This window comes from Zunongwangia sp., assembly GCF_048269745.1.
Classification (GTDB): domain Bacteria; phylum Bacteroidota; class Bacteroidia; order Flavobacteriales; family Flavobacteriaceae; genus Zunongwangia.
Genome location: NZ_JBLXIB010000001.1, coordinates 575,396 through 601,538, shown reverse-complemented (window position 1 = coordinate 601,538; position 26,143 = coordinate 575,396). Strand labels below are relative to the sequence as shown.

Here is a 26,143-nt window from a genome sequence, read left to right as displayed (position 1 = left end):
TTTTATAAAGCTTTGTCCTTTGTTATAGTTGTTAAATCATCATACTGGTAAAATTCTTCATAAGCTTTTAATACCGTTAAATGGGAAATAAGGTAGGCCAAAGAACTTTCTGCACCTTGATTCCGGTTAACTCCGTAATTTTCAAACCCATCGCAACAACCTTTCGTTTCAAAATCATATAGGCTCATCCGCAAATCGTTTTCTCCTAAGAACCACATAAATGAATCAAAAAGTTTAGTCAAGTATTCTTTATTCCCCGTAAGAATAAAGGCCTGATGAAACATTAAGACCATAGCCATTGCATCTATAGGTTGTTGTGCGAAAAAAGAACGTTCACCATCTTTGGTATACCACTTATCGTTACCTATAACAGATAGTGTACCGTCTTTTAAAGTATGTTCTTCTAAAAACTCCATAGTAATCATCGCTATATCAATAACTTTTTTATCTGGTATTATTTGTGCTGAATGCAATAAAGCCAATGGTAGTACTCCATTATCATAGGCAAGAAGCAACTCAAACCATTTCCAGTCTTCAGAATGACTTATCTCATATTGATGAACAAGCTTAGCACTAAGACTTTTGAGAATAGCGAGCATATTTTCGTCTGTACTATTCGTTTTTAAATAATAGCAGATACCAATAATAGTGTTGGCAATACTGCGTATCGATTGCAATTTTTCAAAATTCGGTACAGCATCAAAGAATACCAGTTTACCGGTTTGATAATATGCATCATTTGGGGCATTTCCTATAAGATAACCCAGCGCCCAAATTGTTCTACCAAAAGAATCTTCAGAACCGACTTCATCTAAAAAATTCCGATTAAAACTCAAGAAATTTCTAAAGGAACCATCCTTATTCTGCATGTAATGAATATAGCTTAGGTAAATAGGCATGAATTCTAAAGCCGTTTCATCTTTTTTCTGTTTATACGTCATCAAAACCATAAGTAATGCACGTGCATTATCATCTAAACAATAACCCTCTTTTAAATTAGGTATGCCAAATTTGGCATGTTGGATGATTCCAGTATCATCTGTTAGCCTTTTGATGTGGTTCAAGGAAAAAGGTGGTAATAAAAGTAAGTCGATGATAGTTTCCTTTTTATCTACTTTCTGTTTAGGAAACGAAAGTAAACTATTAGAAAGATGTAAGTACTTTTTACCAATTTTTGGCCAGGTAACATTTTTACCATAAGCATAAGCATTGGCCTGAATTTGTTTTAAAATTTTTGGTTGCCCCAGTAATTGATTTAATATTGCTGCTAGTTCTTCAGAATTGTTGAAATCGAACAGTTTGCCACGCTCTTCCGTTAGTAGTTCTGCAGCATGCCAGTAAGGTGTAGAAACAATTGCACATCCAGCGCCCATGGCATAAGAAAGCGTGCCACTGGTGATCTGAGCTTCATTAAGGTAAGGGGTTATATAAATATCGCAGGCACTTAGATATTTAAATAATTCTGTCTCATCAATAAATTCATTTAACATCAAAACATGACTCTGAAGGTTTAGGTTTTTAATCAGTAATTTTAAAAAATTTCTATACTCCTCGCCTTCATGACGGAAAACATTAGGATGCGTTTTTCCTAAAATAATATAAAGTGTTTCAGGGTGTTTTTCAATTATTTTTGGTAGTGCCCTAATTACGGTTTCAATACCCTTATTACGTCCTATAAAACCAAAAGTAAGTATTAGCTTTTTTTTAGTGAATTTAAATTCAGTTTTGGCGGCCAGGCGATTAAAATGAATATCGGGGACACCATGCTCTATTAATACAATTTTAGCTTGAGGAATATCATAAATAGTGGTTAGAAAAGAAATGGCTTTATGACTCATCACCACAATCTTATCCGCCATCTTGCAGATTTCTTTAAGAATAGCCTTCTCATTATAAGAAGGTGAATCAAGAATAGTGTGTAGCGTTACTATACACGGGATTTCCAAACGATGTAAAAGAGGAAGTATATAAATACCACCAAGTCCACCATAAATTCCAAATTCATGTTCAAGAATACAAATATCTGCCCCGCTTAGATTTATAAAATTTGCAGCTTCCAGATAATCGGTTTGTTGTTCTTGGCTAATTTGTAGCTTTACTTCTAGAGGATAGTCATATTTTTGATTACCATCATTCATCGCTACCACTAATATCTCATTACGATGCAAACCTTTGTCATCGATATCCAGCATCGATTTAGTTAAATTTTGAGTAAAAGTGCCAATGCCACATTCTCGTGGTGGATATGTTCCTATATAGGCTAATTTCATTTTATAAGGCTCTTCCGCGATTGTTTTTATTCTCTTCGCGCTTTGCTGCTTTTGCCTTGCGTTTTTCTTTTAAGCTTAATAGCGGTTTTGTCTTATCTGTTTTTCTAGTTGTATTTTTATTTTCTTTTGCCATAATAGGAATATTCATTATTAAAGCTAAAGGTATTGATAATAGCGATTTGTAGAATTACAAAAAGCTAGAAGAAACTTACATATTTCACGCTTTTTAATTTGTTTAAAGTACTACCCCTGTAATAATTATAGGAAATAAAAAGAGATTCTTTTAAATCGAACTCTGTTCCCAAAATCTGGATTTCCTGATTATTGGACTTACTATATTAGCCTGGACGGTAAGTTGAGTTAAAATTTGCTGGTTATTATCTTTACCAAGATGAAACGAAAACCAAAACATTACACCTTAGCATTTAAACAAAAAGCAGTAGAATTAAGCTACGCCAAAGGTAGTGTGGCACAGGTCTGTGAGGACTTGGATATATTACCCGCAGTACTTTACCGTTGGCGTAAAGAACAAAAGGACTATGGGAAGAACAGTTTTCCCGGTCGGGGGAATCCCAAGATGACCGATGAACAAAAGGAGATCGCCCTTTTGAAAAAACAGCTAAAGGATACTGAAATGGAACGGGATATCTTAAAAAAGGCGATTTGCATCCCAGCCTGCCGGCTGGCAGGTTCTCCAAGAGCGACAGCAAAAATACCGGTTCATAAAACAGCACCTTATGAAATTTCCTGTTGAGAAGATGTGCGCTATGTTAGCTGTGAGTAAAAGCGGTTATTACCACTGGTTGAAATCTGGCCCCAGCACCCTCTGGAAAGAAAATCAGAAGCTCTCTTCACTAATCAAAGATATATTTGAGGATAGTTACTAGAGCTATGGAGCTCCTAGAATAAAAGCGGAACTGGAAGCTTTAGGTTTTAAGGTGTCAAAGCCACGGATAGCTCGCATAATGAAGGCAAACTATTTATACGCAAAGAGGAAACGTAAGTTTAAGACGACCACTAATAGTAATCATAAATACCCCACAGCACCAAACTTGTTGAACCAATGCTTTAATGTAGCCAGAGCTAATCAAGTATGGGTAAGCGACATCACGTATGTTCAGACTAAAGAAGGCTGGAGCTACCTAACAGTGATCATTGATCTATTTAACAGAAAAGTTATAGGATGGGCTTTAAGTGATACCCTAAATACCGAAGATACTGTTATAAAAGCTTGGCAGATGGCTATTAAAAATACTACACTCACAACCTTTGATATTCCATTCAGACCAAGGTATTCAGTATGCCAGCCAAAGATTTACTAATCTACTTAAAAGCTATAATGGCCTGGTAAAACAATCTATGAGTCGGAAAGGAAACTGCAATGCCGTGGCGGAATCCTTTTTTAAATCTCTAAAAGTAGAGTGGGTATATTGGCATAAGTACAAGCTTAGATCACAGGCAGAGTTACCTATCTTTCAGTGGATAGAAACCTGGTACAATACCAGAAGAAGACATTCTTATTTAGGCAACAGAACCATTAAAGAATTTGAAATAGATATCTATAATCAAAAACTAGCAGCATAGTCACTCAACTTAAAGTCCTGTTTTTTATTGCAAGTCCACTTTACCGAAATTATGTGGTTTGGTCTTAGTAATTAGATAATGTTAAAGGAGCTATCGCCTCATGATATAAACAGCCCTTATTCGCTTTCTTTAAATCAATGGTTTTAGAAATCTAGAAATAGATCTTGATTTATAGTCACCCCATGGCATTAATCTATTTTTAGGATAGGTTACATATAAGAATCTCTTAGCTCTGGTGAAGGCAACGTAAGTATTATTTTTTTCTTGCTGTAATTCCTCCTTGCCTTTATTTATTGCTCTAAAATCAGGAAAGGTTCCATCATCCATACCAATTAAAAATACAATTTCACTTTCTTGACCTTTCATTGTGTGAACAGTACTAAGACAAACCCCGTTGTTATTATTATTGTTATTTTTGGTTAAACCTAATGCTATAGCTGATTTAAAACCTTCCAAAGTAGGCTTTAAATTTTGCTTTTTATATCGGATAAATTGGTTAGAAAATTCCTCTAATTCATCTAATGCAAGTTTTTTCTCATTATCCTCAATGTCTGAAACTCGGAATAGATTATTTAATTCATTAATCTTTAAATGAAGATTATCTATAGTGCTATCGTTAATTATTTGGGAGATTTGCCTTGATATAGGGAACTTTGAATTTTCAAGATTATCTATATCATAAATATTGCTAATACCTAATAACTTTTCTAATCTGTTTAAATGTAATTTATCTAAAGGATTAATTTTAATTCTAAAAAATAAATCGAAAATCTTCATTTCTCGTGAGCTAAACTTAATTCCAGCATTTCCAGATTTGAAATAATAAGGAATTCCCTCTTTTACAAGTTGCTCCTCTATATATTTAAATACGAATTTATTCCTAGCTAAAATTGAGATTTTCTCAAAAGTTATTTCTCCCTCAATATCTTCATGAGATTCTAAATTTATTAATTCTTTAATCTTATCTATTACATAATTAGCTTCTTCAAGCTCTGAATCTGTTGCTTTAATTTCAAAAATTCCATCTATTACATAGTTTATAGCTTCGACCTTTAAATCCATTAGAATATTTGAAGCTTCAATTATGGACTTAGAACTCCTATAATTTTCATAGAGTTTAATTTTTCGAGCGTGAAAATCATTTACGAAATCCTCTTGCATAAATGAGGATGCGGAGCCATTAAATCCATAAATAGATTGATTTGGATCTCCAACCATCATAACATTTTTAATTTTAGTACCACATAGGGCCTTAAGTAGAAAATATTGAAGCTTATTTAAATCCTGACATTCATCAATGCAAACATATGAATATGCTTTTCTGTAAAGGTTTGCAATCGGTTCGTTATTGGTAAAAAGTTCATATACAAGTCTAATAATGTCATCAAAATCAATAGCGTTATTTGATTTTAATATGTCTTGGTAAGTTTCAAACAGAAACTGATATTCCATATTGCCGGATTCTTCGGCTAATTCGTCAGCAGAATAAAGTTCTCTCTTTACAGTAGAAATAAATTGTAATGCATTGTAGGTATACTGATTCTTCTGTTTTGGTTCTAAATCATTGTAAATTTCTAAGAAAAATGGTACTGATTCTATCGCTTGTTTTATCAAATCAAGTCGGTCCGAATCATCTTCGAATATATGGGGCATTTTATTATAGCCTAAATGTTTAAATCGCAATTCGAGAATTGATTGGCAAAAACTATGAAAAGTTCCGACAAATACATTTTTCTTAATTTTTTCCGCTGCACCTAATCGTTCTTTTATTTCTGCACCAGCTTTATTTGTAAAAGTTATAGCCAAAATTTTTCCATCTTGAGATTCAGATAATCTCTTTATCCTCTCGGTTAGAACCCTTGTCTTACCACTACCGGCACTAGCCAAAATTAAATAGGAACCCTGATCTAATTTTACTACATCTTTTTGTATTGGCGATAATTTTATTCTATTCATCAGTAGATGGATTTAAAATATGGTCAACTTTATCAAATAACTCTATCATTTTTTCTGGTAAGCCCTTTTCGGACTTATTTAATTCGTACGCTATAATCGGTGCGAATTGCGTTTTTAAATTTACGATAAGGTCATAATAATCTTCATCTGGTATTTGAGCTAATTCAGCTCTTTTTGCATCCCTATGTTGATCATTATAACATTCCGACAATTTTAGAATGGAATATGCATTTTTCACTTCCTCGATATATCCGTTTTCACAAAGTTCTTTTTCAAAATCATTACCATCTTCTAAAAATACTACCTTGTTTAGATCTTGATGTTTTGATTTATCTATTTGTTTTTCGACTGAATCTCGCGCCTCAGCTTCATTGTCGCTCAAAATAAGATATGGAATATTAAAAGTTTCAAAAAACCTAATAAATGGCAGATAATTACCGGAACCACCAACTCCAATAAAATCAACTCCCAATTCTATTGAACTTTTTTGAAAATGCTTCTCAATAGTTATAGGTAATGCTTGTTCCTCAGTTTCTCCCTCAAATAGAATTACTAATTTCGAAAAGAATAATTCTCCCCTGGTATTAATTACCTGTCTGTTTATTTTTCGAATATCTTCAGCGGTATACGATGATTCTTCTAATTTTCCTATCGTCGTTTTCAGGTTGGTTTTATTTATACTTCTAATTTCCTTAAGCCGCGAACTACCTGCAATATAGCTTGAATGAGTGGCTACTATTTTCTGCCCAATAATATTATTAATTTGAGAATATAATTTTTTTTGAGCGTTTGGATGTAAATGTGATTCAGGTTCTTCAATTGCAATAATTGGATAATAGGCGACTTGACTCTCATTAGCTAATTTCATGTTTTGCAGAATGAACGCCTTTAAAATTAAAAGGGAGGACCAACTTCTTGTTCCCATCCCATGATATTCCATGGAAAATTGGGAATAATTAATTTTAACCCCCTTGTTTAAATCCCTAATTTTTTTCGTAAATGGCGTGATGTCAACTGAATTATTTGGATTGTCCATTGCTGTATCCAGTTCCTCCAAGACAGTATGAATATTCGTTAAAACGTCACTTCTTTCTATTGTTTCCTTATTTAAGTTTTTTATAAGATCCTCTATAAGTTTTTTATCTGCATCATTATAATTAATAGATGATAATATTTTACCAAGAAACGAATTTTTGGATTTTAAATCTTCTAGTATATCTCTGTTAGCATCTAAATAAAAAAATGGAATCTCATCGAAATAAAAATTCAATGAATTTTGATAATCTTGTTGGTACCAAAAACTATTTGGAGCGTCTTCAAAATCGGGCCACTCATCAATTAAATATTGTTTTTTAGTGTATGATTTTCTTATTAAATTTTCTTCAATTATAGTTCTGAAAGAAAGTATTTGATTACCACTTGAATCTATTGCAATTCTGTTTTCGGTAAACACTGATGACCATAGATCTTCAAATTCTGGAATTTGTTTTTTATCCTCATCTACGGGAATAAATAGAACATCAATAATTATTTTATCTCTATTAATTTCTTCTGAAAAGAAAAAATCGTCATCTGTTATTTGTAAAGAATTTGATAACGCAAGTTGGAGGGATTTTAAGAGAGTAGTTTTGCCGGCATTATTAGTTCCTACAAGAACGGTTGTGGGATCGAAATCAACCTCTAAATTATCTAATCCTCTAAAACCATGAACTCTTAATTGTTTTAATAATATACCCATCAATTTATTTTCAACTTTATTCAACCTAAAAGTAGTATATACCTGACAATTGTTAAAATAAAATGGCTTAAGTATTAAATTGAAAGGTCAAAATTCAAAAAAGGCTTGCTTGTAACTCGTTATATCCCGCCTAAAATATCCATTTGATAAAAAAGTATCCCGGCATAAACTCAATTTTATAAAGCTAACCATATTTATTCAAAGGAAATTACGGGAAACCGTAAATGCCAAAATAGTAAATATTATTTTATCCTCGTTTGAACTAGTTATAAAGGTAAATTGGGCAAAACAAATGGCTAAAAGATAATTCCCCCTATTTAAAAAACGTTATGACCCTCTACGAATTCAAATTATTACCAGAGCAAGAGCAATATCGCACCCTATTCAATCAGGGTGAATTTATAACTTATAGGCTCGAATCAAAAGCAAGATTTGCTTTATATGCTTTAGAAAAATTCTTTGTAGAAGTGGAATATGACCCTAAGAGCAATAAAATTGTAAATAAGGTAAGTTTTGTAAGTGGTAAAAAATTGGATTTATATTCTTATAAATAAGAATGAATTATAGTATCCTTAAGTAGTCTAATTTATTTTTCTTGTCTTTGGCATTCCATCTTTTTTGTTCATTCTCACTTAAAGGTTTAACAGAGAGAATATCAAATCTTTTCACAACATTTCCTGCATCATCTATTTCATGTTTTCTTTTTGTTTGTATTTTAAGCTTCAATCTAATTTTAACCAAATCGTTTGAAAGTAATTTTGGGGGAAACAACAAATCATAAGAATTTAAACCCAGAGCTTTGGAAACTCTATGAAGCATCCTGATATTATATTTTGACTGAATTTTTGGATTTTCGATTCGACCTATATAACCTTCTGAAACACCAATCCTTTGAGCTAGTGTTACCTGATCAAGGTAAGGTTTTGATTTTATTCGTAATTCCCTAACTTTTTCAATTAAGTAAAAATCCAATTCTGAAATAATAATTTCAATTTCCATAGATGTCCTAATAATATAGGAACTACGTTAAAATATAAATTTTATTCACATATCTATAAGTATGTATTAAATAATTATTATATTTGATTGATATTTATATATTTGCGAAACTTCTTTAAGTAAAAAATATTAGAAGCATTCGCTTTGAATCTCGAATAGAAAACTGGTAATTTTTTAAGGAACGAGATGATAGGTGAAATGCTCACGGCCCCGGGGGCGTGAGCTTATAACTTATTGTTCCAAGGTATACCAGTACCTCTATTCGGTAAGTTGAGCCACGCCCTTTTTTGTTTTCGCAAAATAGGTTATCTCTCTTCATAATCTTCAAAGTGATTTGCTACAATTTTTTAAGTTCCGCAAACCCAAAATAATTTGTTTTGGTGATCTAATCTTATGTCTAATGGTAAGCTTGTTGCGGGACAGGCTAAAATTTATATCATCCCGTGGGTGCTGTTACTCTATTTCTTACAGCGTGGGTTGGGAAAAGCCAAGGGCTTTGGGAACATTGTTACTCTTGCAATTTCGGCTATAGGGAGCCGTCATGCCCCCTGCTCCTTTATCAGGATAGGGATAATTTGAATTAAGCTCTAAGCTCTTCCCCGTGAGATTGGCGTCTGGCCGGGGAAGGCTTAAGCTTAAATAAAACATTGTTTCATTTAAATCACACGTAAAATTATGAAAAATAATTACTCGCGCCATATATTGGTGGCGCTAATAATTATAGGTGGGACACTCTTATGCCCGCCCAAAGCTGCACATGCGGCAGTCACTACTCCCCTGCTCTTGCAACAACAAGTAATTACCGGGACCGTAACAGATCAAAATGGCCTTCCCATCCAGGGCGTGAGCATTATTTTAGAAGATACCAAACGGGGTGTGGTCACGAACTTAGACGGGGAATATCGGATTACCGCTCCCGCCAACGCTACTTTGGTTTTTTCTTATATCGGCTATAAAACCCGGGAAGTACCCATAGACGGGCGAGAGGTAATCAACATCCAACTCGAAGAAAATATCGCCGCCCTGGGCGAAGTGCAAATCAATGCCGGCTATTATAATACCACCCGAAGGGAAAGCACAGGAAATATTGCAAGGGTTACGGCCGAGGAAATCGAAAACCAGCCGGTCATTAGTCCGCTACAAGCCTTGCAGGGCAGAATGGCCGGTGTAGAGATTACCCCCGGGGGTAGCCACCCGGGAATGGCTGCCACTATCCGAATTCGCGGAACAAACAGTTTACGGGAAGACGGGAATTACCCGTTATACATCATTGACGGTGTTCCGGTTAATCCTACTCCCATAGAAAGTAGTTCGTTAATGTCAAGCACCGGGATCGATCCCCTTAATAATCTTGACATTAACAATATTAAAAGTATAGAAATCTTAAAAGATGCCGATGCCACGGCCATTTACGGATCACGAGGGGCCAATGGGGTAATCCTTATCACCACAAAAATCGGGTATAACCAGGGCAGCGGTTTAGATGTGAGACTGTATCATGGTGTTACTACAGCACCCCAGCGGTATGATTTATTAAACACCCAGCAATACCTCGCCGTAAGAAAACAGGCTTTCGAAAATGATGGGGTTGAACCAACCGAACGTAATGCCTATGATTTGCTAGTCTGGGATCAGGACAGGTATACCGATTGGCAGGATTTTTTATTTGGTGGCACTGCTGAAACCACCAATGCCAACCTTAACTTTTCTGGCGGAAATAACACCACCTCTTTTAGGTTTGGTACCTCCTATTTCTCCCAGGGCACCATCTATCCGGGAGACTATAACTATCATAAGATCACAGGCAATCTAAACCTGAATCACCGATCAGAAAATCAAAAATTCAACCTGAATTTATCATTAAATTATGGGGTGGATACCAATAAAATGGTTGGGAATGTAGGTTTTAATTCCACAACGGCAATCTTGCCCCCTAATGCGCCAGAGATTTTTAATGAAGATGGCTCCTTAGCTTGGGAGCAATGGGAAAGGGCAAATTTAGATAATCCTCTTAAGGGGTATTTTAATGAAAGTAATACACAAACCAATAATTTGATTTCCAATATTAGCTTGTCCTACGAAGTGGTTCAGGGATTACAGTTAAAAGCCAATATGGGGTATACCTATTATGATGCCACTGAGTTACGAAAGCAGCCTAAACGTTCTTACAACCCTGCCGATGAAAACATTCATAGTTCATCACATTATAAAACCAATCGAACATCATGGATTATCGAACCGCAACTTATCTATAATACCAATATCAACCAATTAAATATCGAAGCTTTACTGGGAACTACTTTCCAGGAGAATAAAGATCATCTGGAGAACTTTCAGGGTAGAGGCTATGCATCTGAAGCCTTAATAGGAAATCTTGCCGCAGCAGAAAGTATTGTAAACGCAAGAACAGAAAATAACGATTATCGCTATAGTGCTATATTTTCAAGGCTTGGTGTTAATTGGGATAAAAAATACTTCCTTAATTTAACAGGAAGACGGGACGGATCTTCCAGATTTGGCCCGAGTAACCGGTTTGCCAATTTTGGAGCCATTGGTTTAGCCTGGATTTTTACTGAAGAACCGGTTATTAAAAACGGTCTTCCGCTTTTAAGCTTTGGAAAGTTAAGAGGGAGTTACGGAACTACTGGGAATGATCAAATAGGCGATTACGGATATTTAGATGCCTATGAAGCCACTACGGGACCGGGAGGACTTTATCCTACAGGGCTGGCCAATCCAAATTATTCCTGGGAAGTCAATAAAAAATTAGAAATAGGCTTAGAACTAGGCTTTATAGAAAACAAGCTACATACCAGCCTGAGCTATTATCAAAATCGATCATCTAACCAACTGGTAGGATACCCGCTACCGGCCATTACAGGATTTACCACCGTACAGGCAAATTTACCGGCGACCGTAGAAAACAGGGGCTGGGAAGTAGAACTTACAAGTCAAAATCTTGAAACTACCAATTTTAGATGGCAAACTTCCTTCAATATAAGCTTCCCTAAAAATGAACTGATAAGTTATCCAGATATTGAACAATCATCTTATGCCAATACGTATAGGATAGGCTATCCTTTGAATATTTCGCTTCTTTACGAATATACAGGCCTGGATCCAGAAACCGGATTTTATACCGTAAAAGATGTTAATGAGGATGGAAGTTTGGATTATCAAGACCGATTAATCATCAAGGATCAAAACCGGCAATTTTATGGAGGGATTAATAATAGCTTTTCATTTAAAAACTTTTCTCTCCAGTTCTTATGGCAATTTGTAAAACAAGAAGGAAGGCAAACCCTATTTTCCGCAGGAAGACCCAGTAATAGTTCTGTGGACGTATTATCTGCTTTGGAAGGAGATAGTAAATACCAGAAAATTTCTCAGTCTTCCCAGGCAAGCCAGGCCTATAATTATGTAATCAATACCGGTTTTCCTTTTGAGGATGCTTCTTTTCTTCGTTTAAAAACATTATCCCTTAGCTACAAGATCCCCAAAAATTTACTCAAACAAATTTCCATTAAAAATTGTCGCCTTTTTATGCATGGGCAAAACCTATGGACTTTAACTGATTTTACAGGTTTAGATCCTGAAATACCAAATTCGGGGATTGGAAATTTAAGATCGATCACTGGGGGGCTGGAAATTAACTTTTAAATAAAAATACAATGAAAATCAACACATATATCTTAAAGGGATTCCTAATAATAGGCCTGCTAAACCTTTGCGCCTGCGAAGAATTTGTAGAGGTAGCTCCTCCTAATAATAAACTTGTTAGCGAAGAGGTATTTAACAGTGATGCCACGGCAAGAAGCGCCATGACCGGTATATATAACCAATTATTCCTTGCGGAATTTTCTAGTGGATCCAGGAGCAGTATTACCGTTTTATCCGGATTATCGGCAGATAACATACAAAATATCAATCCGAATGTGCTTACGCGTATGCAGTTTGAAAATAATGAACTGTTAGCAGATAATGAAAGTAACCTTGCGATATGGTCCAGTGCCTATTCTATAATCTATATGACCAATGCCATGCTGGAGGGACTTGGAAACTCTTCCAATATTTCTGCTGAATTGAGTGATCAACTAGAGGGGGAAGCTCGATTTATAAGAGCTTTTACGTATTTCTATCTAGTAAATCTTTATGGAGACCTGCCATTAATACTTACTACAAATTATAAGGAGAACCAACTGGCTTCCCGTATGTCCAAAAATGATATCTACCTGCAAATCGTTAATGACCTTGAAGTCGCTATGGCTCTGCTACCATCTGAATATACCACTGGTGAGCGAACACAGGTTAACAAATATGCAGCAATAGCACTTTCCGCACGTGTTCATTTGTTCCTGCAAGATTGGGAAAAAGCCATAGACCTAAGCGCTATGGTTATTGATGCGTCATCAACTTACGAATTACTCAATAACATAAACGACGTTTTCCTAGCTAACAGTAGGGAAGCTATATGGCAAATATCACCTATTGGAGGCGGTGGAGGATTAACGCAGACCAACGAAGGAAGCTTATTTATTATTCATCCCGTATTTTCATTCCTGGCCAGTATAAAATTAAGACCATCTTTTGCAACAACTTTTGAAGGAGAGGATTTAAGGTTTCAAAACTGGATAGGTTATCATGAAGGTGAAGATGCTTTTTTTGCCTATAAATACAAAATATGGAACAGTAGTGAATTTCCGATTGAAGAATATTCAATGGTCTTACGTTTTGCAGAACAATACCTGATAAGAGCAGAAGCATATGCGCAAACAGGCAATTTAACTGAAGCCATTAAAGACATTGCTATGATCCAGCAAAGAGCAGGGCTTTCCCCTGTATCTGAAACCAAACCAAATATATCCCAGGAGGAGCTCTTGGACCTGATCATGGAAGAACGCAGGAAAGAACTTTTTGCAGAGTGGGGACACCGATGGTTTGACCTACAAAGAACCGATAACGCCGGTGTTACGTTGTCTGATATAAAACCGCTTTGGGAGACTACAGATTTCCTATATCCCATTCCTTCAGAAGAAAGAAGAAAAAATCCTAACCTAAGTCAAAATGAAGGGTATTAAATCAAACATTATGGATTTTACATTTAAAATGTCATACTCGACAATACTCCTATTTTTAATTTCATACGGATTGACAGGGCAAACAAAAACAACGTATCAAGATAACCAACTATCCCTGGATAGCCTTGTTCATTATGGTAAACTTGACAATGGCTTTACCTATTACATCAGGAAAAATGATACCGAAAAAAATCAGGTTGAAATGTACCTGGTCACCAAAGCAGGCATGTTTCATGAAGAGAATGATCAATTAGGCTATGCACATCTTATGGAGCACCTCGTATTTAAGGAGACTACACATTTCCCTAAGGTTAAGGAGTATTTTAGAAAAGTGGGGCGAAAAGCCCATGCGGGGACACGATATACGTATACCTATTACAATGTTGGATTAGCCTCTGATGATACCATAGCGCTTGCCAATGGATTGCAACTCTTACGGGATTGGGCTCAAGACCTGAAATTTGATCAAAACTCCCTAAAAACCGAGCAGGGAGCCGTATTAGGAGAAATGAGAGTAAACAATCCCTATCGAGAATGGAAGTCTGATAAAATTAAAAGTCTTATCACAGAAGGGACAGGCTATAAGGAACAGGATTTAGATAAAATAAAACAAAGTACTAAAAATCTCAATAAACAGGCTTTTATCCGCTTTCACAATGATTGGTACCAACCGGAATTAGAAGCTGCTATTATTGTGGGTGATATTGATCCGGAAAAAATAGAATCGAGGATAAAAGACCTGTTTTCCAACTTAAAACCTTCCAAAAAGACGAAAAACCCACAAGATTGGGTTAGAAGGCAAAAGGCTAGGCTTTCCGGTAAAAATCGCTTTGCTGCTACGATAGATACCATCTCCCCTGGCCTACAATTGGCAATCCTCTTTAACCAACCTAATTTTATTGATCAAATAACGAGCAAAGAGGATTATCAACTCATGATCCAACAGGAATTTTATTGGCGGCTCGTGCAGGCGAAGCAGGAAGCACTGAAAAATCAGTATGCGCTCCCGTATGCCGATCTTTCAGTAAATTATTTACGTAACCGTATTGCTGCAGGGCAGATCGCATCCTCAAAAATGATGATTGATTTTGAACAAGGTGACCAAAATACAATAGAGGAAAAAATCAAATCTTCATTACTATTTTGGAAACGGTTTAATACTGGTTTTTCAGAAAATGAATTCCAAAAGATCAAAGCGCAATTGCTGAAGAAATACACCAATAGGAGCGATAGATCCTCACAGGAATTGATCATGAAATATCTTAATCATTTTGTGAATGGCACACTCGCACCGAATTCTGTCATAGAATCTCAACTACTATCGCAGATGATAAAAAAAACAAGTCTTGAAGACATTCAAAAATTTGTAAGCACATATGCAAAGTTTACTGAAAATACCGATTTTCTATTTTTCAGGCATCCCAAGGCTCAAAAACCTAATTTTAATGTCCTGAAGCATCTGATCTCAACAATTGATACCATGAGTATCCCTATACTCCCCCCTGCTCCCGCAACAATAAATTCATTATCCAAATTTTATCCCTTAGATAGTGTTTCCAGCGATAGAAAGGTTCAGGTTAAAAAGGACATTCTGGGGGTTGCCAGAATGACGTTAAATAAGGGATTACATCTTATCTTAAAACCGACCAACCCCGCCTCAGCAGCATTTAAAGATCAAATTAATATCACAGCGTTTAAGATCAATGATGCTTCTTCCCTTCAGCGCAAAAATTATCTTTCTAATATGGCTTTTATTGATATGTTGAACTTTAGTGGTGCAGGTCCTTATTCCAGGTTTCAATTAGAAAAATTCAAGGATTCCAAAGGAATCAGTCTTCACTATAGGGCAGATAAAGACTGGCAAATTATTTCTGCCACAAGTAATTCTAAAAATTTTAGTGAATTATTAAGTTTGATAGTTCTTCAAAATACTCAGCCCAATTTTGTAGACTCAGATATAAAATCATGGAAGTCCTCAACGGCAAAAAACCTTAAAGGATTTGGGATAAGGGGATCAACATATTTTATAGACCAGGCTATTGAAACTAAATGGTTTCCCAACATCCCAAAAATGCAATTAAAAGATCTTACAGTAATTGATAAAAGCACCCTTATGGAAGCCGCTAATACCTGGACAAAAAACCTTACAGATTTTACTTTTATCATTACCGGGGATTTTAAGGTGGATACGATCACCCCCATACTTAATCAAAAATTATCCGTTATCCCGGCTAGCACTATAAATCAAAATAAAAAAAGAAAAGGTGCCGCTTTCCCATTCAAAAAAATGAAGGAAACCTTATACGAGAAGAATATAAATCAGGCTTATGTAAAATTATATTTCCCAGTGAAGATCAAAAATACTACAAAGAATAAAGCCTTGATCAACATAATATCTCAGGCATTATATGAGCGTATTTACGATCGACTTCGTGAAGGATGCTATGCACCCCTTGGCGGTGGGCAATGGTTAGATAAAGAGAATAATTTATATGCTTTTAAAATTCAATTTGACAGCGAACTGGGAAATGAAACTAAAATGATTAAGTATGCCCTAGAAGAATTTCAAAAATTAAAACAACAAGGTATTAATAAACAATGGTTAGAATTAGAAATGAAAACTGAGCTTAATCGCTATGAAAAATATTTTGACAGATTCGGATATGTTGATTTTTGGTCGGAATACCTTATGTTAAGCACTAAAGATAAAAAACAATATTTCAATAATATACTACGATATGGAACTTTAATGGAGCATTTTATTAATGTGGAAGATGTGAACACAGCTGCTAAAGAATATTTAACTCAGGAAAATTATCAGCAATTCATTATTCTTCCTGAAGCATATCATCAAATGAATTAAAATAAAAAAAGGCATACCTTAATTCAGGTATGCCCTATTCTTCTTTAATTAAAGACCTTTTACAGTTCTATAGGATTGGGGTCTGGCGATGCACTACTTTTTGGCTCGTCATCATTCATCTCGTCATAAACCTCGTAAGGCCCATTATCCCCATCCTGTACACGACAGGTAAACTCACCTTCTTCACAGGTCTGTTCGGGAATAGCAACCCAGGAGCCCCCTACCTGAATGTAATCATTTGCCTGAACATTTAGATCAGTCTTTGGACTAACAGTTGCAAAGGTCAATCCTATGGCAAAAATGATTGCCAAAATCGGTAAAATTACTTTTAACTTTTTCATGATTTTATAATTTATTAGGTTAATAAATAGTGCCGTTTAACCAGGTAATCGGCTTCAAACCTGGATTATCGCGCAATAATATTTTGGGAGTGTTACTGGGAATGAAGAAAAGCATATACCTTTTTGTTTCTCAACTTCATCCTTCAAAACTCCATATTTTTTTTTAATTCATTGACCATCAACAGTGTAAATATCATAAAAAATACATAGTCAAAAAGGAGGCAAACATGTCAAATCAGTATAAATTCATCCAAATTTTATGAATTGCGTGTGATTTTTTTATAAAACCTGGGAGTTACATGAGTTTCCTTTTTAAAACTCTTCGAAAAATGGGGATAAGAACTAAAGCCCATCTTAATGGAAATTTCCTTTAGGGAGAGACTTGTATTTTCAATGAGTATTTTGCATTGCCGGATACGCTGCCGATTATAATATTGCATTGGTGTGCATCCAAAAATCTCTTTAAAACCGGTTTTAATTTTATATTCATTGGTATTAAAAAGCATAGCTAATTGATCTAAAGTTTTAGGGGGTTCATCCAAATGCTGTACAATATAAATATGGATTTCGTGAAATAATTTTTGATCCCATTTTGAAAATGTTTTGATTTCGGAATCTCTTGGTAATTCTGAGAAAAAATCCTTCGAGGTATCCATAAGATAAGATGTTACGATATATTTTCCCTCCTTTACTCCGGTTAATCTCGAGACAACCGTATATAAATTTATTTGTAATAGTTCATCAAAATGATACTCCAGAAGCATGTGAAAAGATTGTTTTTTGGACACTATGAACTTCTTCATATTTTTCTGCCAGGTTGGCTGAAATTTCCTAACAAGTAGCTTAGAAAATGTGTTACCTAAAATAGTATTTGGATCTACTTTAACATGATCAAGATGTTTATAGCTAAAATCAATCACCTTTAAATTTTTATCCAGTAGAAAGTTCGCTGTACGAATAAGCATAGCTTCCGTATTTCTATTTAGCCATAAAAATTGATGCCGCTTTCTATAAAGTTCTTCTGAAGTTTGATTGGCATAAGCATGAAGACCTTCAAGCTCATCTTTGTGATCAGTGCGTTTAATTTGAAAGGCAAAATTACCTTTAGCGATTTCGGTAAGTATACGGTATATTCCACGTAAATTTACCCTATTAAATTCACGTTCCATAATAGTAGGTTTTAATTAATATTTTACTGGGTGTAGGGTTCTAAAAAGCGTAAAGCATTGTTTTTATATTGAAATAGCTGAGTTGGTATTTTGTGATTAAGAGTTTTGAGATAGAACTCGGTAAGACGAATAGCAATGGGAGATGTAGAATAAAGTGCGAGGGCTTTTATGAGCAGTGAACCTTCATGAACAAGGTAGTGCCGGGCTTCTGAATGCGACCCAATAATACCATCTAAATTACTAAAAATCGGATATTCCTTGTCCTGCTGAAATTCCATCCGGTCCCGCGTAATTCTTTTGGCTACTTTTAGGGTGACTATAAGATCAGGCTTATAATCTACGAATAGAATACCATCACTAATCCAATATGTGCCGTACTTACCTTCAAACATAATTTGGGGATATTTTTGTTAAGTAGGTATTTTTTTAAGGAATATCTGGCAGAACCAGTTTATCATATCTCAAATATAAAAGATAAAATTCACTAAACACTTATACATTCAGGAAGTAAACTTGTGAATTTTATTAATTTTTGGCATTTTTTACACTTATAACATCTAAAATCATAGAATTTAAGCTAATTTATTTCCAAATAAGAGTCCCTGGTATAATTTTCTTAAACAAAACCAAACTTGAAAAGAGCCCAACAACGGTTTTATATATTTTCATTTACTACCAGCATGTTCCAAAAGGCGATGTCTACATTCAGCGAAAGAGTCGATAGCTTAATTCAATCAGGAAAAACCGATTTGAATAAGGCGGAGAATGGCATTAGCTTATGCATTAAAACTTTATCAAAACTGCAAAAGCAAGTCGATCAGAAGGATTTCGACAACATACAATCGGAGATCGAATTTTTCAGAAATATTAAGCCGCTCCCAATGAGCTACCTTATTTATTTCACCGAGGTAAGATCTTGTGAATTGATGCTGCCAAAAGCGGGGAAATCTCATAAAATCCGATTCTTAGAAAAAGAGATCAAGAAAATAAATAAGTTCTTTTCGGCTAATAATAGTTTTGTGAATTATATGGAACAAAACCATAACTACCTGGACTACGAATTCTTTAGTCGGAAAGGCAGAAGGGATTTTTCCTTTAGCCCCACCATTAACTATTATCAAAATCCCGAATTTGCGACCAGTCACGATATGCTTTGGTCGAAAGTACAGGCACTTTACCGTTACATCCATTATATCCGGGAGAAGTTAGAGTTGATACAACCCGGAAGCAGTGGAGACTTCAGGGAACGACAACCCAATCTATTAGTTTGGTCCGGCTCAAAGATTTCTTTAGTAGAAATGATATACGCGCTTTATCATGCAGGAGACATTAATCATGGAACTACTGATCTTAAAACACTATGTTCTGCTTTTGAAGATATCTTTAACATTAAACTCGATAATTTTTACAAGACTTACGGTGAAATAAAAGCCAGAAAAGATCCTAGGGCCAAATACCTATATCAAATTGCAAGCAAACTAGAAGCCAAGATGCGAAAAGATGATGAAAAGTAACCTTCGAAGTAAACCGTTACTACGAAAAACCATTCCTGCATTAAATTTACCGAATATTTGTTCTCTCTATCTTCTATCCTACACACAAATTTCAACACTTCCTACCAATAATTATTAAATGTTAAATTTTCTCGTACTACGAAGAATATGGGGAACTATTTCCATAAAACAATTTCAACTTTATAGAACAATTATAAACCAGGTCAGGAACAGACAAATACAATGTTCCAAGCCATAAAATTTGTTCTATTATGCCAACAAGTATTATTACCACCGACGATCTTCGAGAATTCAAAATGGAATTGCTCGATGACATTAAAAATCTCCTAACCAAACAATCTTCCGGAAAAATCAAGAAGTATCTTAAATCTTCAGAGGTGATGGATTTACTTCAAATAAGCCCGGGAACACTTCAAAATTTACGGATTAATGGTACCCTTCCCTATACCAAGGTAGGTGGCATTATTTATTATGATGTGGAAGAGATCCAAAAGGTGATGGAAGAAAATCGTGTACAGCATGATTTAAGTTCTTAAGTGATGAACTACATTAAACTATTGAATTCGGCTTTTTCAGCGTTCTATTTTGATGACCGTCTAAATCCTACTCACATCAGTCTCTATATGGCACTGTTTCAGGAATGGAACAGTAGCCGTTTTGCTGATGAGTTTTTTGTGAACCGTAGAGATTTGATGCGCGCGGCCAAGATTGGTTCGAAATCTACTTATCATCGTTGCATAACTGACCTTGACTCGTGGAATTACCTCACCTATTTTCCATCGAATAATCCTTACAAAGGCAGTAAAATTAAAATGTCCATTATCGGTAAAAGTGATGAACCAGTTATGGGACACTACGATCCCAAATTAGAACAACTTGCGGAACAGTACCATCCCATACGTGAACCGGTAATGAACCAGTACCATCCCACCAGTGGACAAGCACTGGTATCTACTATAAACAATAACAAACAAGTAAACAATACTAAACAGCCAAAGGGCAGGCAGGCCGTTTTAGATTTTTTTATTGAAAAAGGTTTTAATGCTGATGAAGGAAAAAAATTCTTTGCACACTATGAAGCCAGCGATTGGAAAACAAGCGATGGGAAAGCAATTAGAGATTGGCAGGCTTTAGCCAAAAATTGGATGGATAGAACCGAATTGTTTGGCATAGAAAACAAGCCAAACAAAAAAGAAGCGTCTCAAAATCGGGACAACTTGCGAACCACTAAAAACAAAGACTATGGACAACCCCTCTAAAATAACCGAAGGTGGCGTGGAATATTCGCTTGGTGAATTTGACGGTAAAAACATAATATACGATTTTCCGAAAATCTTGATTTACCTGAATGCAAAGGGGAAACTACTTTTCGGAAAAAGATTCAAGATTTATGAAGAGGATAAAAAGATACTTTTGAAATTATGCTCTTATTTTATCAAAGACCGTGAGTATTGCGACAAATTTAATATCGATTTAGAAAAAGGAATTCTTCTCTCTGGACCAGTGGGTTGTGGCAAAACCAGTTTAATGAAGCTGCTTCGCCATTTAGTTCCTTTCCAACGCCCCTATGAGATGATCCCCTGCCGGAATGTAAGCTTTAGCTTTAATCATTTGGGTTTTAAAACTATTGAAGATTATGGGAATACTAAATTCTTTTGTTTTGACGATTTAGGCGTAGAACCCGCCGGTAGGTTTTACGGAAAAGATTTAAATGTTATGGGAGAAGTGCTTCTATCACGTTATGAGCTGTATTTACAAACCAAACATAAAATTAAGACTCACGCCACGACAAACCTAAACGCTGATGAACTTGAAGAACGATATGGAAACCGAGTTCGAAGTCGAATGCGTGAACTTTTTAATTTGATTGCTTTTGATGAAAGAGCTGAAGATAAGAGGAAGTAGAAGAGTTTTTATTACCTTGGATCTATCTTTAATTTCAAATATTGAATATTATGTCTGGTAGACTTCAAGAGATTGAAAATAGACTTCACCAAATAAATAGTTCAAGATTTCAAAATCTTTGCGATACATACTTAGTCCTAAGAGAGCGAGAATTTTCAAGTATTGAACGGACTGGCAGCCAATTTGGGAAAGAGAAAACTGTAAAAGGTACGCCCGATTCATTTATCCGTTTGTCTAATAATAAATTAGGGTATGTTGAACACACAACACAATCTTCATCGCTACCAGAAAAAATGAAAGAGGATATTGATAAGTGTTTGGACGAATCAATTACCAAAGTTACCCCTAAAAAAATAGACAGAATTATAATTTGTTTTAACGGAAGATTAAATACTGCTCAAGAGGTTAAAACACAGGAATATGCTCAATCCAAACATATAAAACTGGAATTGATTGGAATCGATACCCTAGCTCTTGAAATACTCTCCAAATACCTCCTACTCGCTAGAGAATTTTTAGACATAAAATTAGAAACAGGACAAATACAAACACTTTCAGGATTTATAGCAGAATACAATAACAAAGCGAATAATTTATCTACACCACTGGATAACATATTTCTGCATCGTGAAAATGAATTAAAACAGATAAATGATGCGATTAATGAATCAGACCTCGTAATTATTTCTGGAGCCCCAGGAGTTGGAAAAACAAAGATTGCTCTTAAATCAATTGATCAGTTTTTAGAGCAGAATACCTCATACACTCCCTATGTTATTGTTAAAAAGGATGTGGACATCTACGAAGATTTAAAAATCCAATTACAACAGGATAAAGACTACATTTTACTTGTAGATGATGCTAACAGACAACTTATAAACCTAAAACAACTTTTTGGTGTCTTTAAAGAAGTTAGAAAAGGGAAAATTAAATTGGTTTTAACTGTCAGAAATTATGCCCTAACAGACATTCTTAAAGAATCGTTTGTTTTTGATAATGAAACAGTTGACATTCCAAAATTTTCAGATGAAGAGATTGTTCAATTACTTGAAAGTGATTCGTTTGGTATACAGAATTCTAAATATCAGAAGAAAATTGTCGAATTATCCGATGGCAATGCAAGACTAGCAATAATGGGTGCTAAAATCGCACTCGATAAACAATATGAATTTTTAGCGGGAGATGTTACCGAGCTATATGATACATATTTTAAAAATGTAACTTCAGACTTAGATATATTTCAGAATAAGATTCAGATGCAAGTGTTGGCTTTGATTTCATTCTTTTTCACAATAAATAGAGAAGATAAAAAGGTAATTGAAACGATTTTAAAGAATTTTGAGATTGACTACTATAAATTTAATGAAGCTGTAGAGGAATTACATAAAAAAGAATTAATAGAAGTGCAATACAACCACATTAGGATATCTGAACAGGTAATGGCCACATACTTTTTCTACTTGGTTTTTATTAAAGATGGTCTCCTATCTTTTGAAAAATTACTTTTTAACTATTTTGATGATAACAAACATAGGTTTACTGATACAATAATTCCAGCCAATAATTCCTTTGGATATGATAAGGTTTTTTTAAAAATAAATCCTTCACTTGATAAATATTTGGCAAGCGTTCAAGATGATAAAAACAAAACTTTGAACTTCTTGGATCAATTTTGGTTTTATAAACCTGAAGATGTATTGAGTTATTTCAGTCAGAAAATAAATAGCCTACCGGAGCCAGATAATCCAAATTATCTTACAGAATATGAAACTAACGATTTTGTACATAGTAAAGACCAAACTCTTGATTTTCTAACCAGATTTTTCCGTCATCAAACTGAATCTTTTGAACCAGCAGTAATACTAGCATTTGAATATGTCAGAAAGAACCCTGAACATCTGCCCGAATTCATTCGAAGGATTCGGGAAACTCTTTTATTTGATGAACGTGATGAACGATATGGCTTTGCCCGCCAAAGTAAATTCATAGAACTTATGTGTTCAAGAATTGCCGAAGGAAAAGAGCATTTCTGTATAGCTTTTTTTGCTGTTTCCGAAACATTTCTTCAACATTCATTTCATATAGTACACGGTGGAAGAAAACACACAATTACCTTTTACGATTATCCTATACCTCAAACTAAAGAAATAGAATTACTAAGGGCTACAATTTGGAAAACGCTCTTCTCTTTATTTGACAACTACCGAAGCAAGGTTATAAAATCAATAAATAATTTTCGCCCTGGATATAGAAAAAGAACTCCCGGGCTATTGGAATATGACCTGTCGTTTCTTATACCTTTTGTTCTAGAAAATTTTTCCCCAAAATCATTTATTGAATCTCATTCGGCAAATGACTTATCAATATCATTAAAAAATGAAAATAGAATTGATGGAGAGATTTTTAATGAATTAGAATCTGCATTTAATACAAAAGCCTACAAAGATTTTAGAAAATTGGATTGGAATAGGTTCAGGGACAGAGAGGAATATGAATTTGAAGATTGGCGTGAATATGAGAGAGTAAAATCAGATGATTTAAAACAGAACTTCACTTTTCAATCAGATAATGATTTCCCTTCTTTTTTTGATTGTATAAATAATTCTCAGGCAGTAATTGATAAACATCATTCACAAATTGAAAGATCACTAGAGGTGATTTTTGAAGAAAATTTTTTGCAAAATGAGGATTTGGGATTGCAACTTTTAGAGGAATATTTAAACAATGATTATAAAATTAGATGCCTTTACCGAACTATTAATGTTATTGTAAAAAGCTCAAAACTAAATGCCAAGAAACTCTGGAACGTATTAAAAGATTGGAGTAGTGAGAATTCTATTTATTGGAAACTGACCTTCTTTGAACGACTTCCTTCTGATTTCGTCAATAATAATTATTACGATAATTTAAAATCTACTCTTAAGAGCATCGACTCCAACGCATATCTCTACATTCAAGAATATAAAAAGTTTAACTTAGTTAAAAAGGATGCTATTAAAGAAATTCTATATATTATATCGCAGAGAATTGAAAAAGGAATTAATATTCGAACCTCAGAATATCCATATACGGACGGCTTTGATCTGCTTAATGATGATTATGCTCTAATTAGTAAACTATATTTTCAACAATATGCATTAGGTAAGACAAGTTTTACTTTTGACTATGAAAGGAAAGGATTTAAAAACCTCTATGTATCCTATCCTGAATTCTTGTTTGATTTCTTTAACCTGTTCTATTTAAAATATGATTTTGGACGTAGGAATGATAATTTGAGAATTGGATTTATATGGGATAATTTAGATAGAGTTATAGAAATATCTGCTGTAATCGAACTTCTAATAGATTCAGAACCTTATTTTGGTTTGGGTGGTCATTCCGCATCTGTATTATTTAACGAATTGGATGTAAATCAGTCTAAAAATGCTTTAAATTTCTTGAAATCATATATTAAACATAATCAAGAAAATCGTAAAAAGATTGATGTAATATTTGATATAATTAGAAAGCAATTCAATCAAAATTTTGAAGAACTACTGCTATTCTTTCTTGATTTGAATAGCAATGTAGAATTTTTCAAGCTAATAGATTGGCCAGGAAATCCAGGAGTACAAATGGGTGAGGTTAATTGGGGTGAATTACACGCAAGAAGATGGGAAAGGATTCTGGACATAGTCGAAAAATCCAAAATGGTGATTGAGATTATTCCAATCAAATCATTTTTAAAAAAGAGAATTCAATCAGAGTATAATCACGCAGAACAAGAACGAATGCAAAAATTCATAAGGCCTTCTGACTTTTAAGATGCCATATTATTTCACTTACTATTTTACGAATACATTTTTTCACCTCAATACCCAATTCTCTAATAGCTATCAATTTTTTAATTAAATATTACTTTATTACTAGAGTCAAGACCTAATAAGTTTCTGACTTTTCGTTAAGACTTACTATTTCCTTTGCAATATCCAATACCACATCTTTTTCCTTAATTCCATTTATACCGATGGCACCGGAATCTTTTCCGCCGTGCCCAACATCGATCAAGATTCGTTTTTGAGCGTCAATTTCCTGCCTAAAAATGATCCACATATTCAGAAGCAAAATCGCAAAACTGACGTTTTTGAGTATCTTTTTCATTTCAACTTTTCGAGTTATTAACAACCTCCCTTTCAAATTCCATAGAATTTGATATCAAATAACACTATTGAAAATCAATTGATTATAAATAATATTTTATCAACAAATAACTGATTTACAGATATTTAAACAAGTAAATTATTACTTTTCTCATAACGAAAACGAATCAAAAATTTAAACCGTTCCGTTATGAAAAAATCAATTTACCTGACAAGCTTTCTTTCGCTGCTATCTACTTCTCTTTTCGCCCAAATTGGTGGTATTGAAGATTCCGTTGATGATGTATCCAATACCATTAGAACCATTTTCCCCATCATCCTGGGAGTCATTTTCTTAATCGGCTTTCTTTTTAATGCCGGTCATTTCTTTGGGGAGAATGCGGACCTTAAAAAAGGGATTACCCGTGTGTTGGTCTTTGTCCTCATTGCCGGTGCCGTAGTGGGCATTTTCACGTACCTCATTGGAATCGTAGTCTAAGTCGCCAAGCGACATTTGGCAATTAATAATTCTGTTATGAAGAAGTTCGAGATCTATAAGAATATTAGAAAAAGGGCAGTCATTTTTGGACTGCCCCTCTCCCTCTTTG

At 34.6% G+C, this 26,143-nt stretch carries 19 protein-coding genes and 1 pseudogene; 11 read left to right on the top strand and 9 right to left on the bottom strand.

The window, feature by feature from the left end:
* Nucleotides 1-2 precede the first annotated feature (2 nt).
* Nucleotides 3-2,270, bottom strand: a complete 2,268-nt coding sequence (locus tag ACN0WI_RS02645) for a glycosyltransferase family 4 protein (protein WP_417885056.1) — start codon at nucleotides 2,268-2,270, stop codon at nucleotides 3-5.
* Nucleotide 2,271: 1 nt separating this feature from the next.
* Nucleotides 2,272-2,403 (bottom strand): hypothetical protein, encoded by a 132-nt coding sequence (locus ACN0WI_RS02640; RefSeq protein WP_270058293.1) that lies wholly within the window; start codon nucleotides 2,401-2,403, stop codon nucleotides 2,272-2,274.
* 258 nt (nucleotides 2,404-2,661) lie between these two features.
* Between ACN0WI_RS02640 and ACN0WI_RS02635 the strand changes: the two are divergent.
* Nucleotides 2,662-3,854 (top strand): annotated as a pseudogene (locus tag ACN0WI_RS02635) (IS3 family transposase).
* Nucleotides 3,855-3,983: 129 nt separating this feature from the next.
* Here ACN0WI_RS02635 and ACN0WI_RS02630 read toward each other — a convergent pair.
* Together ACN0WI_RS02630 and ACN0WI_RS02625 are read right to left on the bottom strand one after the other, a co-directional pair.
* Nucleotides 3,984-5,810: an ATP-dependent helicase gene (locus tag ACN0WI_RS02630; RefSeq protein WP_417885055.1), complete on the bottom strand. Its 1,827-nt coding sequence runs from the start codon at nucleotides 5,808-5,810 to the stop codon at nucleotides 3,984-3,986.
* Complete coding sequence (locus ACN0WI_RS02625; protein ID WP_417885054.1) at nucleotides 5,803-7,548, bottom strand: AAA family ATPase; 1,746 nt, start codon at nucleotides 7,546-7,548, stop codon at nucleotides 5,803-5,805. The genes ACN0WI_RS02630 and ACN0WI_RS02625 overlap by 8 nt, the downstream gene beginning before the upstream one ends.
* A gap of 329 nt (nucleotides 7,549-7,877) precedes the next feature.
* Between ACN0WI_RS02625 and ACN0WI_RS02620 the strand changes: the two genes are divergently transcribed.
* Nucleotides 7,878-8,102 carry a hypothetical protein gene (locus ACN0WI_RS02620; RefSeq protein WP_417885053.1) on the top strand — a complete coding sequence of 75 codons (225 nt, stop codon included), beginning with the start codon at nucleotides 7,878-7,880 and terminating at the stop codon, nucleotides 8,100-8,102.
* A 7-nt stretch (nucleotides 8,103-8,109) separates the two neighbouring features.
* Here the strand turns inward: ACN0WI_RS02620 and ACN0WI_RS02615 are convergent, their stop codons facing one another.
* Nucleotides 8,110-8,547 (bottom strand): helix-turn-helix domain-containing protein, encoded by a 438-nt coding sequence (locus ACN0WI_RS02615; protein ID WP_417885052.1) that lies wholly within the window; start codon nucleotides 8,545-8,547, stop codon nucleotides 8,110-8,112.
* Nucleotides 8,548-9,222: 675 nt separating this feature from the next.
* On the opposite strand from ACN0WI_RS02615, the gene ACN0WI_RS02610 reads away from it, so the two are divergent.
* Genes ACN0WI_RS02610 through ACN0WI_RS02600 form a run of 3 tightly spaced genes read left to right on the top strand, consistent with a single transcriptional unit; the run spans nucleotide 9,223 to nucleotide 16,488 of the window.
* Nucleotides 9,223-12,207, top strand: coding sequence for a SusC/RagA family TonB-linked outer membrane protein (locus ACN0WI_RS02610; RefSeq protein WP_417885051.1), 2,985 nt, complete (start codon nucleotides 9,223-9,225; stop codon nucleotides 12,205-12,207).
* 11 nt (nucleotides 12,208-12,218) lie between these two features.
* Complete coding sequence (locus ACN0WI_RS02605) at nucleotides 12,219-13,625, top strand: RagB/SusD family nutrient uptake outer membrane protein (RefSeq protein WP_417885050.1); 1,407 nt, start codon at nucleotides 12,219-12,221, stop codon at nucleotides 13,623-13,625.
* On the top strand, nucleotides 13,612-16,488 hold the full coding sequence (locus ACN0WI_RS02600) for an insulinase family protein (RefSeq protein ID WP_417885049.1): 2,877 nt from the start codon (nucleotides 13,612-13,614) through the stop codon (nucleotides 16,486-16,488). The genes ACN0WI_RS02605 and ACN0WI_RS02600 overlap by 14 nt, the downstream gene beginning before the upstream one ends.
* Nucleotides 16,489-16,547: 59 nt before the next feature.
* Here the strand turns inward: ACN0WI_RS02600 and ACN0WI_RS02595 are convergent, their stop codons facing one another.
* The 3 genes from ACN0WI_RS02595 to ACN0WI_RS02585 all read right to left on the bottom strand — a co-directional run bounded on the left by ACN0WI_RS02595 (nucleotide 16,548) and on the right by ACN0WI_RS02585 (nucleotide 18,390).
* Entirely contained in the window at nucleotides 16,548-16,829 is a 282-nt protein-coding gene (locus ACN0WI_RS02595) for a DUF6520 family protein (RefSeq protein ID WP_417885048.1), read from the bottom strand.
* Between the two features lie 257 nt (nucleotides 16,830-17,086).
* A complete protein-coding gene (locus tag ACN0WI_RS02590) occupies nucleotides 17,087-17,998 on the bottom strand; it encodes a helix-turn-helix domain-containing protein (protein ID WP_417885047.1) in 912 nt (303 codons plus the stop codon).
* A gap of 23 nt (nucleotides 17,999-18,021) precedes the next feature.
* Nucleotides 18,022-18,390: an STAS/SEC14 domain-containing protein gene (locus ACN0WI_RS02585; protein ID WP_417885046.1), complete on the bottom strand. Its 369-nt coding sequence runs from the start codon at nucleotides 18,388-18,390 to the stop codon at nucleotides 18,022-18,024.
* A 288-nt stretch (nucleotides 18,391-18,678) separates the two neighbouring features.
* Here ACN0WI_RS02585 and ACN0WI_RS02580 point away from each other — a divergent pair, with 288 nt between their 5' ends.
* From ACN0WI_RS02580 to ACN0WI_RS02560, 5 genes are all read left to right on the top strand, one after another.
* The gene (locus ACN0WI_RS02580; protein ID WP_417885104.1) at nucleotides 18,679-19,512 is read left to right on the top strand and encodes an RteC domain-containing protein; all 834 of its coding nucleotides are present in this window, start codon (nucleotides 18,679-18,681) and stop codon (nucleotides 19,510-19,512) included.
* Between the two features lie 251 nt (nucleotides 19,513-19,763).
* Complete coding sequence (locus tag ACN0WI_RS02575) at nucleotides 19,764-20,048, top strand: helix-turn-helix domain-containing protein (protein WP_417885045.1); 285 nt, start codon at nucleotides 19,764-19,766, stop codon at nucleotides 20,046-20,048.
* A 3-nt stretch (nucleotides 20,049-20,051) separates the two neighbouring features.
* Complete coding sequence (locus ACN0WI_RS02570; protein WP_417885044.1) at nucleotides 20,052-20,771, top strand: hypothetical protein; 720 nt, start codon at nucleotides 20,052-20,054, stop codon at nucleotides 20,769-20,771.
* Nucleotides 20,755-21,417 carry an ATPase gene (locus ACN0WI_RS02565; protein ID WP_417885043.1) on the top strand — a complete coding sequence of 221 codons (663 nt, stop codon included), beginning with the start codon at nucleotides 20,755-20,757 and terminating at the stop codon, nucleotides 21,415-21,417. Before ACN0WI_RS02570 ends, ACN0WI_RS02565 begins: the two co-directional genes overlap by 17 nt.
* A 50-nt stretch (nucleotides 21,418-21,467) precedes the next feature.
* Nucleotides 21,468-25,220, top strand: coding sequence for a hypothetical protein (locus ACN0WI_RS02560; protein WP_417885042.1), 3,753 nt, complete (start codon nucleotides 21,468-21,470; stop codon nucleotides 25,218-25,220).
* Nucleotides 25,221-25,335: 115 nt separating this feature from the next.
* Here the strand turns inward: ACN0WI_RS02560 and ACN0WI_RS02555 are convergent, their stop codons facing one another.
* The gene (locus tag ACN0WI_RS02555; protein ID WP_417885041.1) at nucleotides 25,336-25,509 is read right to left on the bottom strand and encodes an N-acetylmuramoyl-L-alanine amidase family protein; all 174 of its coding nucleotides are present in this window, start codon (nucleotides 25,507-25,509) and stop codon (nucleotides 25,336-25,338) included.
* Nucleotides 25,510-25,746: 237 nt separating this feature from the next.
* On the opposite strand from ACN0WI_RS02555, the gene ACN0WI_RS02550 reads away from it, so the two are divergent.
* A complete protein-coding gene (locus tag ACN0WI_RS02550) occupies nucleotides 25,747-26,034 on the top strand; it encodes a hypothetical protein (protein WP_223090183.1) in 288 nt (95 codons plus the stop codon).
* Nucleotides 26,035-26,143 lie beyond the last annotated feature (109 nt).